A 13,048-nucleotide genomic window follows, 5' to 3' on the forward strand; every position below is an offset into this window, starting at 1 on the left:
TTTTAGGTATTCACCGTTAACAGTAACACTTTGGGGATACTGAATTGATTGCTTGTGATGTTTAGATTTAAAATTGGGAAATTTAGCTCGTCCCTCAAAAAAATTTTTGTAGGCTCTATCTAAGTTTATAGCTACGCACTGAAGAACCGATGAATAGCAATCTTCTTTGAGCCAAGGATATTCTTTTTTGAGTTGAGGTAACATCCCTTTGTAGGATGCCAGTTTTAAACTTTTACCAGTTTCTTGATAGTGCTGAATACAGGCGTTTAAGGCAAAATTCCAATACCACCTTGCACAGCCATAAGATTTGGCTAATGCCAATTCCTGTTCGGCTGTTGGATAGAGCCTGACTTTTGTTGCCTTCAGCACTTTGAATCACCTCCTTTTTTTAAATTATAACCAATTATTGAACATTCTAGTCCCTGACCGCAATTCTGTTACTGAGCCTGTCGAAGTATCCCACGACCTCATCGGGTCAGTCGTTGGGCACGCATGCGGAAGAAGCTAAAAATCAGTGATGATAGGGCTTAATAAAACCGCATTCAGGTATTAACCTCAAGCTTAAAAATCTTCCGTTAAAAATGGATTTTCTTTCGGAAAAGTGGGCAAATTAATTGAGGCTAAAGACTCTAATTTTTTACGTCGTTGAGGATAAATTAACGGGGCTGGCCAATTAGGAATATCACTTTCTCCCTGATCGGATTCTCGAACCGCTACAGCACTAGCAGATTGAGATTTTGTTCCCTCTGAATTCAAGGATTGAACCCGCAGCGATTTTGACGATTTTTCTTGAATTTTTGCATCTTCTGGTGTGGGTTGTAATAAAAATAAATCCGTATCTTCTGAAATAAAAGAGGCATATTCTAAGCGAATTCGCTCTAATTCCCCTTCTAAAAATCGAGGTTGCGGCCATTCTTCAACGGGAATATCATCGGTTGAAGCCGTTAATTCCACCGGAGGTTTAAAGGATTCATTCGGAGTCAGTGGCGAGTCTTCTGATAAGCCTTGAACCCTGGGAAATACAATCTCAAATTCCGAAGATATTTGATCAGAAATACCCCCAAGATCTGGGGATAAATTCACCTCCTCATCTATCGGATCTATGAGGTTATTATTAAAATTCAAAGAGACTGACCAAGGTTGTACCGGAGGTGCTTTAGGTGTTAATAAAGGGGCAGAAGATAATAGAGAGTGTTCCTCGGTCAGGATCGGGAGGGTTTCTAAGGTTTGTTTCCCGCTTTCAAATTGGGCTTGATTCTCTAAACAGCGTTCTAAAGCTACTTTAAATTGCAGGGTTTGGCGTTGCTGACGATGCAGCCGCGATCGCAATTCCCGACCACTATTTTGAGCTTGAACTAACTCATGAAACTGTTCATTATAGCGTTGTTGAGTTAATGCACAATCTCGTTCCATTTGTGCGAGTCGGGTTTGGGTAACTTCCCATTGTTGTGTTAAGGTTTCGACTAAAACCTGTTGTTGTCGAATCACATGATTAGCAATTTCTAACTTTTTAAATAGTCGCTTAACTTGATCCTGAGTTGCTCCCAATTCTTGGGTGCGTTGTAATAATTGAGTCTGTTGATCCTGTCGATTTTGCCGAGTTTCATCTAATTCGGCTTCTAATTCCGCCACCCGATTAATTAAATCTCGGTTACATTCATGTAAAATTTGAACGACTCGTACCGGATTTTCTTCAGTTTCCCCTTCCACAGACATTAAGGAAGCCGTTGCCATTTCATTCTCATAAGAACCTTCCACAAACATCGTCTCTGGAATTGCTGAACTCTCCCCGTTAGACTGTACTTCTACCGATTGTTCTAACTGGGTGATAAAATCACTTAACAATTCCTCAAGGGGGATGGCGTTGGGAAAGTTCACCGTCTCCCACTCCTCATCAGGGGTTGCCGCAGGACTAACGGACTCTTCCGACGAGGGCGAAGGTTCGGATAAAGGCGCTTCAGGAGGCTGATCAAACGATTCAGGAGTGGGGAGATCGGCTTCAGACATAGCTTTATTTATTTTATTTATTCTTATTCTCAATACACGGTGAAATGTATTGTTGCTTATATTAAGGGAAATTGAGAATCAAGTCAAGGTTTAGAGGCTCAGAAATTTAACCAACTGACTGGCGGTGGACTAATTAAAATCAGTCCGGTTTAAGATTTTTCTCTATTTTCTGGATTTTAATTTTTGGGTGACATTCTAGTTTAACCTGGATGAACTCTAATAAAATTTTATCAACTTTTTGATAAAGTTTTTATCGTTTGGTTTGTGATTTTGTTGAAGATGAGAATAGCGATCGCCGTCATTATTTTATTGTTAAGGGTAAAAATTTGGGCAAAATTGGCCCCCATTCCTGACCCATTATATCATAAGGACAGAAGAGCCTGATTTTATGTCCATTTTTATTTTCTCTATTAACTTTTTATTCCTATTGTTAAGTATTTTAAATTTAGTTAAACTATTGTACAGTTTTGTATCGAGTAATGGATGAGTGATCCCTTCCGTGAAAATAGAGAGTTTTTAAGCGTTAGGATAAAAAAGTAAGTCTTTAATTCTAACTTAAAACTAAAAAATCACTTATGGGCATTGCTACAATAAACCCGGCAACAGGGGAAACGGTGAAAACCTTTACCGCCCTGACCGATGCGGAAATTGAGAAGGCTTTGGCTGTGGCAGATCAAGCCTTTAAAGACTATCGGCGAACCTCCTTTGAACAGCGATCGCAATGGATGCAAAACGCAGCCAACCTGTTAGAAGAAAATGCCGAAACCTACGCCAAAATCATGACCTTGGAAATGGGGAAACCCATTACTGCTGCGATCGCTGAAGCAAAAAAAAGTGCCTCCGTTTGTCGTTTTTATGCGGAAAATGCGGCTCAATTTCTAGCTGATGTTCCTGTCTCCAGCGACGCCAGTAACAGCTTTGTTTCTTATCAACCCCTGGGGGCAATTTTAGCGGTCATGCCTTGGAATTTTCCCTTTTGGCAAGTCTTCCGCTTTGCCGCGCCTGCTTTAATGGCGGGAAATGTAGGTTTACTCAAACACGCCTCCAACGTGCCTCAATGCGCCTTAGCCATTGCGGAAATTTTCCAAAACGCCGGATTTCCTGAAGGGGTGTTTCAAACCTTATTAGTGGGCTCTAATAAAGTCGCTCAAATTATTACCGATGATCGCGTTAAAGCCGGAACTTTAACCGGAAGTGAACCTGCTGGTGCCAGTTTAGCATCTTTAGCAGGTCAAAATATTAAAAAAACCGTCCTAGAATTAGGCGGAAGTGATCCGTTTATTGTGTTAGAAACTGCGGATCTCAATGCAGCAGTTGCAGCCGCTGTTACAGCACGAATGTTAAACAATGGACAATCTTGTATTGCAGCCAAACGGTTTATTTTAATGTCAAGTATTGCCGATGAATTTGAAAGTCGGATGGCGGAAAAATTTGCCGCTTTAAAAATCGGTGATCCGATGTTACCCGATACCGAAGTGGGGCCGTTAGCAACTCCAGATATTTTAACGGAGTTGGATGATCAAGTTCAACGCTGTGTTGAATTGGGAGCCAAAGTATTAACCGGAGGTCAACCTTTAGAACGTCCAGGGAATTTTTATCCGCCAACTATTTTAACCCAAATTCCTGAAGGAGCCCCTGCTTACAGTGAAGAATTCTTTGGGCCGGTGGCGTTAATCTTTCGCGTCAATTCTTTAGATGAAGCCATTACCCTTGCTAATAGTACCATCTTTGGTTTAGGCGCTAGTGCTTGGACAACAAATCAAGCTGAACAAAAGCGTTTAATTCGAGAAGTAGAAGCGGGTGCGGTCTTTATTAATGGTTTAGTTAAATCCGATCCTCGCTTACCCTTTGGAGGGATCAAACGTTCCGGTTACGGACGGGAATTGAGCAGCCAAGGAATTCACGAATTTGTGAATATTAAAAGCGTTTGGATTAAATAGCGCACAAGAAACCGGGTTTATGACCGGAGTTTAGGACATAAAATCAAGATTTTCGTTCATAAACAAGAAACCGGGTTTATGACCGGAGTTTAGGACATAAAATCAAGATTTTCGTTCATAAACCCGGTTTCTAAATTGGGTGTACAAATATCAAATTCCATTCTTATTAAAAATTATGAACACAGCACAATTGTTAGTTAAATGTTTAGAAAATGAAGGGGTCGAGTATATTTTTGGGGTTCCTGGGGAAGAAAATATGCAAATCCTGGAATGCTTAAAAACCTCCTCGATCAAATTTATTACCACTCGTCATGAACAAGGCGCTGCATTTATGGCCGATGTTTATGGTCGCTTAACGGGACGCGCTGGAGTTTGTTTATCAACATTAGGCCCTGGAGCCACTAATTTAATGACCGGGGTTGCGGATGCGAATTTAGATGGAGCACCGTTAGTTGCCATTACGGGTCAAGTGGGAACAGATCGAATGCACATTGAATCCCATCAATATTTAGATTTAGTGGCAATGTTTGCCCCGGTTACTAAATGGAATGCTCAAATTGTTCGCCCTAGTATTACCCCAGAAATTGTCAGAAAAGCGTTTAAAATAGCTCAAGCCGAAAAACCAGGAGCCGTGCATATTGATCTCCCCGAAAATATTGCCAGTATGGAGGTCGAAGGCTATCCTTTAAAACAAGATAAGCGAGAAAAAGTTTATTCTGCTTATCAAAGTATGAATGATGCAGCGATCGCTATTTCTAAAGCCAATAATCCCTTAATATTAGTGGGAAATGGAGCAATTCGGGGAAATGCAAGTGCAGCTTTAACAGAATTTGCCACCCAACTGAATATTCCGGTTGTGAATACGTTTATGGGAAAAGGGATGATTCCTTATACCCATCCTTTGGCATTATGGACAACAGGCTTACAATTGCGGGATTATATTAGTTGTGGGTTTGATAAAGCCGATTTGATCATTGCTGTTGGCTATGATTTAATTGAATATTCCCCGAAAAAATGGAATCCCCAAGGCAAAATTCCGATTATTCATATTGGTGAAACTTCCGCAGAAGTCGATAGTAGTTATATTCCCATTGCTGAAATTATTGGGGATATTTCTGACTCTCTCCATGAAATTTTAAGACGTTCAGACCGTACCGGAAAACTCGAACCCTATGCCTTAAAATTAAGAACGGATCTTCGCAAAGATTACGAATATTATGCCAATGATGATGGCTTTCCCATTAAACCCCAAAAAATTATTTATGATTTGCGTCAAGTTATGGGGCCAGAAGATATCGTAATTTCTGATGTCGGCGCTCATAAAATGTGGATGGCGAGACATTATCATTGTGAACGTCCGAATACTTGCTTAATTTCTAATGGATTTGCTGCCATGGGAATTGCCATTCCCGGTGCAGTTGCCGCTAAATTAGTCTATCCTGATCGCAAAGTGGTAGCGGTGACAGGAGATGGCGGATTTATGATGAATAATCAGGAATTGGAAACCGCCTTACGAGTGGGAACTCCCTTTGTTACCTTAATCTTTAATGATGGCGGTTATGGATTAATTGAATGGAAACAAAATGACCAGTTTGGCGAATCCTGTTTCATCAAATTTAATAATCCTGATTTTGTTAAATTTGCCGAAAGTATGGGATTAAAAGGTTATCGCGTTCAAGCAACAACGGATTTAGTTCCAATTCTCAAAGAAGCCTTAAACCAAGACGTTCCTGTTGTGATTGATTGCCCCGTTGACTATAACGAAAACTCACGTTTTAGTCAACGTTCTGGCGGGTTATGTTGTCCTATTTAACCCCGTTGTTGTGCTTTAGTATCCCAATAGTTATTCTGCTTTAGCACTATCATTTCTAACTCAAATACGATAAAAATAGCTTTGTGCGATTTCACCAATATTCGGATAAAGCTATTTTTATAAAACCTGTTATGGTATAATATAATTAATGCAGCCCTAATCGTACTTTGGCTAAAGCCTTAGAAGCAATTTTAGCTCAAGAAGATTATGAACTACCCTGTTTAGTTTGTCATTTGTAATTTTATTTTTCTAGTAATTAAGATGTCTCAAACAGCCATTACTAAAAGAATTACCACCATTAGCGAAGCAGAAAAGCAATTTAATTTAATTCGTAGTGCGGATATTAATTTTTTCATAGAATGGACGGAAGATACAATTAATCTAACTGACTCTGAGAAAGCAGTATTAGATAGAATTAAAGCCCGATATCGCTATCATCGAGCCAATGGACATCTAGCTGAAGGGTTAGTTAATCTCGTAGTTTTATCGCCCTTGCTGGAATTAGCTGGTTTTTACGATCCTCCATTTCAGATGCAAGGAGAAGTTGCTGTTGAAATTAGTACATCAGTAGCTACGAATGAAGTATCAGAGGAAATTTTACGGGGAAGAATTGATTTTTTAGTGGTATCAAGAGGATTTTGGATAGTGGTATTAGAATCTAAGGGAACTGAAATTAATCTCGATATGGCAATTCCTCAAACTTTAGCTTATATGATGGGTAATTCTGATGTTAAACAACCTGTATTTGGTATGGTGACTAATGGGGGAGAGTTCTTTTTTATTAAGCTAAATCGTCAAGGAACACCCCAATATGATATTTCTCGTATTTTTTCCCATTTACCTTTACAGAATGAGCTTTATGATGTGCTAAAAATCTTGAAACGATTAGGAAATAATATTACAGAAATTTGATACATTTTTAATTAGGAGTTAAGGATGAAAATTGCAACTTGGAATATTAATTCAATTAGAACCCGAAAAGATCATATTGTGCAATGGTTACAAACTAATCCTGTTGACATTCTGTGTTTACAAGAAACAAAAGTGATTGATAAAGATTTCCCGCATTCATTTTTTGAAGACCTGGGTTATCAGATTTATATTTATGGTCAAAAAGCTTATAATGGGGTAGCAATTTTCAGCAAAATTCCCTTAGAGTCTGTTCATTTGGGATTTTCAGGATTTTTAAATACTGAAAAAGCTCAAGAATTTGATGAGCAAAAACGAGTTTTAACGGGAATTGTTAATGGTATTGCGATTGTAAATTTATATGTTCCCAATGGTTCCAGTATTGATAGCGATAAATATCAATATAAATTAAATTGGTTAAATTGTCTCAAAGATTATTTAAAAATTTTGTTAACTCAAACTAAAAATATTTGTATTTGTGGGGATTTTAATATTGCTTTAGAAGATATTGATATTCATAACCCCAAAAATCGAGAAACTCATATTATGGCGAGTGATGCTGAACGTCAAGCCTTACAATCAATATTAGAATTAGGCTTTCAAGACGCCTTTCGCAAGTTCACAACCGAAGGTGGACAGTTTAGCTGGTGGGACTATCGCCAAGCCTCCTTCCGACGCAATAGTGGATGGCGCATTGATACCCATTATTTAACCTCCTCCCTCTACGAAGTCGCCAGCAATTCTATCATCGATAAAATCCCTAGAACCTGGGAACAGCCGAGTGATCACACCCCTGTTATCTTAACGCTGGAGTGAGCTAAAAAACAAGCTTTCAGAACCATGACCCAGTAAAACCGAGAAGCCTTAGTCCAGTTTTTAAAGTCTTTGTAAATTTTGGCAGACATAATCTTCAGTCAAGGGTGCAAATAGGGTAATATAATAGTTTGTGCAAAATCTTCATTAATCTAGGCTCATGGCTGTACCCAAGAAGAAAATGTCCAGGTCGAGACGCGATATGCGGAAGGCGACTTGGAAGCGGAAAGCAAGACTACAAGCTGAAAAGGCGTTATCCCTCGGTAAGTCCGTTCTCACAGGTCGTTCTACAGGATTTTACTATCCCCCTGACGACGCAGAAGCAGGCGACGAAGAATAAACGATTACACTGTGCGAAACGACAGCAAAATAAAGGCGAGGACGTTTCCCTGTTAGGGTAAAGATACCTCGCCTTTATGGTTTTTAGAGGGGATCTCGATCAAATTATTTTATCTGACTTTACTATTTCAAGAACCTTGGTCTATAATTACTGAACACCTAAAACCCGACACCCTGGGGTGAGGCTTGTCCTCACCCCACCCCCAAGTTTTAAACAGCATTACGATTATCAATAAGTTATAAATTACAGTGTTAGTTGTCTAACTACTATGATTCCTTTTTGAGCTAACTGACGAGCTTGAGAACTACCCGGTAATATGTGATTTCCATTAGAAGCAATCCAGTGAAAAGATTTGGGTTCTTGATTCAATTCAGGGGCATCATTGATGAGAAAATCTTTTAACCATTGAAGCTTATTCAGAACAGACTTTACTTCATCTGTTTTAGCAGTATGTACTTCGATAAAATAAGTTTTACCATTATATCCAACTGCATAGTCCCAACGTGAAGCATTAGGATATTTTGATCTAACTGCTGTATCAATATCAACACTTCCTTCACATTTCTTAGGATCATTAGGATTGACTTTGGTACTATTTGAACCTAGAGCTTTTAATCCTTTTTTAAAATCATTCTTTAATAAAGGTGTATTCTCAATCGCTTTCTTAAAACTCATTCCTTCTCCTGAACCGCTTGGGAAACAACATCCGATGCCTGACTACTAAAGCTAGTTAATCCCCCCCAGTTGGCGATCGCAGGGTCAGGATCAAATGGATCTAAAGATGAAATATTACGGACATAAACACCGTCTTCTTTTTGGTCAAAATAGTAGGTCAAAAAAGTCTTGTGATTGAGAATATCCTCAAATAATTTTGTAGTTAGGGCAGACGGCTTCAGAGCAAAAAGTTGATAAAGATTTTTGGGATCAGCCTTCTGTTCTCGTAAGAAACGAATAGCCCAAACCGCTTCTAAAAGTACAGGAGAATGAGTTGAAATCAGTAAGCGATATCCTCGATGCAAAAGTTCCAAGCACATCAAAATTACTGATAAAATTGCTTGAGGATGCAATCCCATTTCGGGTTCTTCAATGACGACCCAATCTATATCAGACTTTTTAGATGCTTTTGATATCGGCATTAGCCAATAAAGACCTAAAAGTAAAGGCATAAATTCTCGTTGTCCAGCAGACCAAGACATGAAGGATAAGCGATTTCCATTCATATTCATTTGGATGCTTTTACTCATTCCAGTGGTGTTAAGTTCTAGCTGGGCACCGTGAAAAATACTCTGATCTAGTACATCACGAAGTTCTTGTTTAAGACGACCTTTCTGAGGAAAGATTGGGCTACCTTTATTACCCAAACCTTGTTGCATGAGTAGCAATAAATGATCGCTAAAATTGCGAACGACATAGGGAGCTCCATTAAAGCTGCGAAACAATCGAGGCCATCCATTTTCAAGAGTAAGCACACGATGGGCTGGCATAAAGAAAAGCTGCTCTTTTTTTCGGCTATTTTCGTTCAATAATTGCTCTAAATCTATACTTTTGTCATTGCTATATATTTCTGTGTTTTTACTCCAGATATTCCGCATTCCATCTCCGAAATACAACTCGATTAAATTATTTATATCTCCTTCCCAGTCATAGCCATTTTTTTTGATCGTATGCACAATATCTCCACTATCAAGTAAGAGTTTTATTAATTGCAATAAAATACTTTTTCCAGTAGCTTGAGGGCCAATGAATAAAGTTAAATCGCCAAATTCTATGTCTGCTTTTTTAATTTGTCCTAAATTAGTAAGGTTAAGTTTTTTCATTCTTTTATCTATTGATTGTAAAGAACAAATGAGATTGATTTTAAATTAATATTAAAACCCAATTTCTTAATTGTATCATATTTTAGGAAATTGTATCACAACTAGAAACTGGGTTTTAGGCAATTAAAATTTGTAATTGCGATCGCGCACCCACAAACTAACTGGAATTGCTTTTCCTTGAGCATTAACTTTGACTTCTACAACAAAAGATTGTCGATCTTTCATTTGAGCTTCTGTAATTGTACTATTAACTTCTTCTCGTTGATTTTCTGGCATATAATATCGTTCTAAACCATATTCAATGCTCCATCCTGTTGATTTTCCTTGTAAAGCAATTTGATTATTAGATAAATTCTGGGGATATTCTGCACTAACTTTTATCGGTTTCCAAGCTGGGGGATGTTGAGATTTTGTTGCATCTTTGGGTTGTTCTAAGGTGACATAAATTAGACTTCCTGGCGGCAAATATTTCTCGGCTTTAGCGATTTGTTTCCAACCGGGAAGTCCCTGGAGAGTATCAAGATTAGAAATATCATAACTCAGGGTTTGATAATATCCTCGAAAAAAGTCATAGGGGTCAACGGGTGCGGTTTGTAATACCACAGTTTTTCCGGTTATCTGAGTATAAAAGGCTTGAGAAGGAACCGCTAAAATTAGGATTAATTGAAATAATAACGGTGTCCAAAATTTCCAAGCAGAAATTTGTTTTTTAACAACAGGAGGCTGATTTAAAACAACAGAAGGTTGAGGTTCATTCAGGTTATAAGGATTCATGAATTTTACTCCTAAAATATAGAAAGATTAACGATTTTGGATTTTAGCAACGGCTAATAAATGGCGTTCAAACCATAACCCCGCTATAATTACCCCGACACCACATAAGGTAAACACAAAGGCTTTTAGAATCAATTCGGTATTGTATTCAAAGGTGCGACTCATGATTTGGGAAACTAATAAAATCATGCCTCCCCAAAAGGCAAATCGTTGAGTTTGTGCAAGTCCAATTCTAATTAATCCGGCTGCTAATAAAAACATCTGGACGTTAAACAAAAATGTTGCAAGTTCAGGAATAGGATGAATTTGCAAATGCCAAAAACAGATTAATCCCGTTAATCCTAAAAATCCTGCAATTACGCTGGTGACGGAATCAAATCCCCATTTATTGGGATGAATAGCACTAGGTTTAACCAGTTGAAACCATTGTAAAAACAGAATTCCCAAAAAGATGACAAAATCAATTAAAACAAAGTTGCTAATTGGTATTAAACTGGAATTTTCTGAATAAAGATTCTGCCACATTCCATTAAAAGAGAAAACAAAAAATAAAATTGCTAACAGAATAATGGATAGGGTTCGGGATGTAGGTTGAAAGCGTCTACTGTCAATAGTCGGCCATAAACTATCATCATAACTCCATAGTAAAGCGGGAGTAAAGATTGATAAAATTGCAAAAATAAATCCTTCGGATAAATTAGAATTAACCAAAGGTAAAATACTAATCTGTAAAGCCGGAATTAGAATCAATAAAGTCATCACAAATAGAACACGGGACTGACACCAATAAGCCAGGGGAATTAACAAAAATCCGGCAATTAATGGGGTATGTTCTAAGACTAAATGCAAGATAGAAAATTCTTGCTGTGAGAATAAATTAGAGGTTCCTGTCCAATATCCTATTGCATACAATAGTAGTCCTAAAAATCCTAAAGATGTGAGTTGCAAACTATAGGACATTGCTAATACCCCAATTCCCCACACCAGAAAGAGTTCATAGGGAGAACCACTTTGATGAAAAATTTGTCCCATTAAGGCAATATTTGCCCCTAAAATTAATGCGCCAAAGAGTAATAATCCTTCTCCTAAACGTCGTTTTCTTCCGACTTGAAAAGACTCTGATGGCTGTTTCCATAAATAAAAGCCAGCCGCATTGACTCCAATAAATAAACTCAGAAGTAGGATAACTTTAACTACTTTTGACCAGTCTTGCCAATTCGCTGCGACAAAGGTAATTACACCTAACCCTAATAGAATGCTGCCTAAACCGATTAGAATCATCACAAATCGGCTACTGGCGGCTGTTTCAAGATGATCAAATTGATAGCGTGTTGCTAACTGTTGATAAACAGAATCATCAATAATCTGTTCTTCCTGCCACAGTTTGGCTTCTTGACGAAGTTGATGTCGGAATTTTTCGTTGATCATTTCATTTGAAGTAATATAAAACAATGTTAGGAGAATTAGATGGCTGTTGATCCGAGGGATAGAATCGTATTTTAGTTTTAACCTAGATATTCGGAAAGTACAATTCTTGTTGTAATTGAAAATCAAGGTTAATAGTTCAGGTCTGTGACAGATAGTTAACTTGCACAGGAAAAAGAAAAACCGAAATACCCAAAAATCTAGCTACAAGTTTTTAATTGCCTATTGCCTATTGCCTGCTTTAGAAGCTAGAAAAGTCAGCATTTTTTCAAAGACTTGGATAGCAAGTTCTGATCCGTTATCTCTAGTAAAAATATCATAATTGGGATGGGAGTTAGCCTCAATAAACCAATATTGTCCATGCTCATCTACTGCAATATCTAACCCAGTATAGTCTAAATTTAATTCTTGAAAAATAGGTTGACAAAACGTTTCAATTTCTGATATAATTTGACAGTTATCAATATATTTTGCTTGCGCTCCTTCCCAATGTAAAGGGCTTAAATTTCCGGTAAATATTGCCTGACTAATATCTTTTTCATAGAGTAAGATTAATTTTCGATTTAAAAAGATGGCTCGATATTCCCGTTTAATGACAATATATTCTTGAGCAATAGCAATATAATCATAATTTTTATCATGAATATTAAAAATTGTGGTTAATGCGGTTTCAATTTCTTCAAAACTTTTACATAAAAAAACATTGTGTCCACTGGAACCAGAATTTCGTTTAACAATTACGGAAAATTTAAAAATTCTCTTAATTTCTTGAGCAATCTCAGGAATTGTTTTAAACTTTAAATACTCTTGATATTTTTCATCACAAAATGGGGAAAGAAAACCAGATGTTTTCGGAATTTTAATTTTTTCCTTTAAAATGGAGTAAGTATATTCCTTATCTTTGAGAATTTTAAAAACAGATTGATCGACAAAAGGGGTACTATAATTACAGAAATAGTAATTTTTATTAAGCTTAATTTTAACTAAATTCTCATGATCATGGAGGATTTCATAAGCTATATTGAGATTATGGCAAGCTTGTAGTAATAACCGAATATTATTTAACATATAGCGGTGTGCGATCGCATGAGGTACATTAATAAGATGTATAAAGGCGATCAGGGAGCGATCGCAGAAAAATAACAACAATGAGTAAACCCATGCTGAATATCTTGAAAAGTAATATTGAATACGCTTTCATTTGTTTTTC

Annotated in this window: 12 protein-coding genes; 5 read left to right on the top strand and 7 right to left on the bottom strand. The window is 37.4% G+C overall.

Annotated elements, in window-relative coordinates:
- Positions 1 to 369: RNA-guided endonuclease InsQ/TnpB family protein (locus PL8927_RS28595; RefSeq protein ID WP_231506063.1), on the bottom strand; the 369-nt coding region annotated here is incomplete at its 3' end.
- A 192-nt stretch (positions 370 to 561) separates the two neighbouring features.
- Entirely contained in the window at positions 562 to 2,007 is a 1,446-nt protein-coding gene (locus PL8927_RS18715) for a hypothetical protein (protein ID WP_083624631.1), read from the bottom strand.
- Between the two features lie 575 nt (positions 2,008 to 2,582).
- Between PL8927_RS18715 and PL8927_RS18720 the strand changes: the two genes are divergently transcribed.
- The 5 genes from PL8927_RS18720 (at position 2,583) to rpmF (ending at position 7,822) form a co-directional block, all read left to right on the top strand.
- Positions 2,583 to 3,947, top strand: a complete 1,365-nt coding sequence (locus PL8927_RS18720; RefSeq protein ID WP_083624634.1) for an NAD-dependent succinate-semialdehyde dehydrogenase — start codon at positions 2,583 to 2,585, stop codon at positions 3,945 to 3,947.
- A 175-nt stretch (positions 3,948 to 4,122) separates the two neighbouring features.
- The gene (locus PL8927_RS18725) at positions 4,123 to 5,760 is read left to right on the top strand and encodes an acetolactate synthase large subunit (RefSeq protein WP_083624637.1); all 1,638 of its coding nucleotides are present in this window, start codon (positions 4,123 to 4,125) and stop codon (positions 5,758 to 5,760) included.
- A 261-nt stretch (positions 5,761 to 6,021) separates the two neighbouring features.
- On the top strand, positions 6,022 to 6,672 hold the full coding sequence (locus PL8927_RS18735) for a type I restriction endonuclease subunit R (RefSeq protein WP_083624640.1): 651 nt from the start codon (positions 6,022 to 6,024) through the stop codon (positions 6,670 to 6,672).
- Positions 6,673 to 6,696: 24 nt separating this feature from the next.
- Positions 6,697 to 7,485 carry an exodeoxyribonuclease III gene (gene xth, locus PL8927_RS18740; protein ID WP_083624642.1) on the top strand — a complete coding sequence of 263 codons (789 nt, stop codon included), beginning with the start codon at positions 6,697 to 6,699 and terminating at the stop codon, positions 7,483 to 7,485.
- Positions 7,486 to 7,642: 157 nt separating this feature from the next.
- Entirely contained in the window at positions 7,643 to 7,822 is a 180-nt protein-coding gene (gene rpmF / locus PL8927_RS18745) for a 50S ribosomal protein L32 (RefSeq protein ID WP_083624645.1), read from the top strand.
- A gap of 243 nt (positions 7,823 to 8,065) precedes the next feature.
- Here the strand turns inward: rpmF and PL8927_RS18750 are convergent, their stop codons facing one another.
- The 5 genes from PL8927_RS18750 to PL8927_RS18770 form a co-directional block, all read right to left on the bottom strand.
- On the bottom strand, positions 8,066 to 8,497 hold the full coding sequence (locus tag PL8927_RS18750) for a hypothetical protein (RefSeq protein WP_083624647.1): 432 nt from the start codon (positions 8,495 to 8,497) through the stop codon (positions 8,066 to 8,068).
- A complete protein-coding gene (locus tag PL8927_RS18755) occupies positions 8,494 to 9,639 on the bottom strand; it encodes an AAA family ATPase (RefSeq protein WP_083624649.1) in 1,146 nt (381 codons plus the stop codon). Before PL8927_RS18755 ends, PL8927_RS18750 begins: the two co-directional genes overlap by 4 nt.
- Before the next feature lie 123 nt (positions 9,640 to 9,762).
- Positions 9,763 to 10,413, bottom strand: a complete 651-nt coding sequence (locus tag PL8927_RS18760) for a GDYXXLXY domain-containing protein (RefSeq protein ID WP_083624652.1) — start codon at positions 10,411 to 10,413, stop codon at positions 9,763 to 9,765.
- Between the two features lie 27 nt (positions 10,414 to 10,440).
- Complete coding sequence (locus PL8927_RS18765; protein WP_083624911.1) at positions 10,441 to 11,841, bottom strand: DUF2157 domain-containing protein; 1,401 nt, start codon at positions 11,839 to 11,841, stop codon at positions 10,441 to 10,443.
- A gap of 219 nt (positions 11,842 to 12,060) precedes the next feature.
- A complete protein-coding gene (locus tag PL8927_RS18770; RefSeq protein ID WP_231506064.1) occupies positions 12,061 to 12,987 on the bottom strand; it encodes an ATP-grasp domain-containing protein in 927 nt (308 codons plus the stop codon).
- Between the last annotated feature and the right edge of the window lie 61 nt (positions 12,988 to 13,048).

Source organism: Planktothrix serta PCC 8927, assembly GCF_900010725.2.
Classification (GTDB): Bacteria; Cyanobacteriota; Cyanobacteriia; order Cyanobacteriales; family Microcoleaceae; genus Planktothrix; species Planktothrix serta.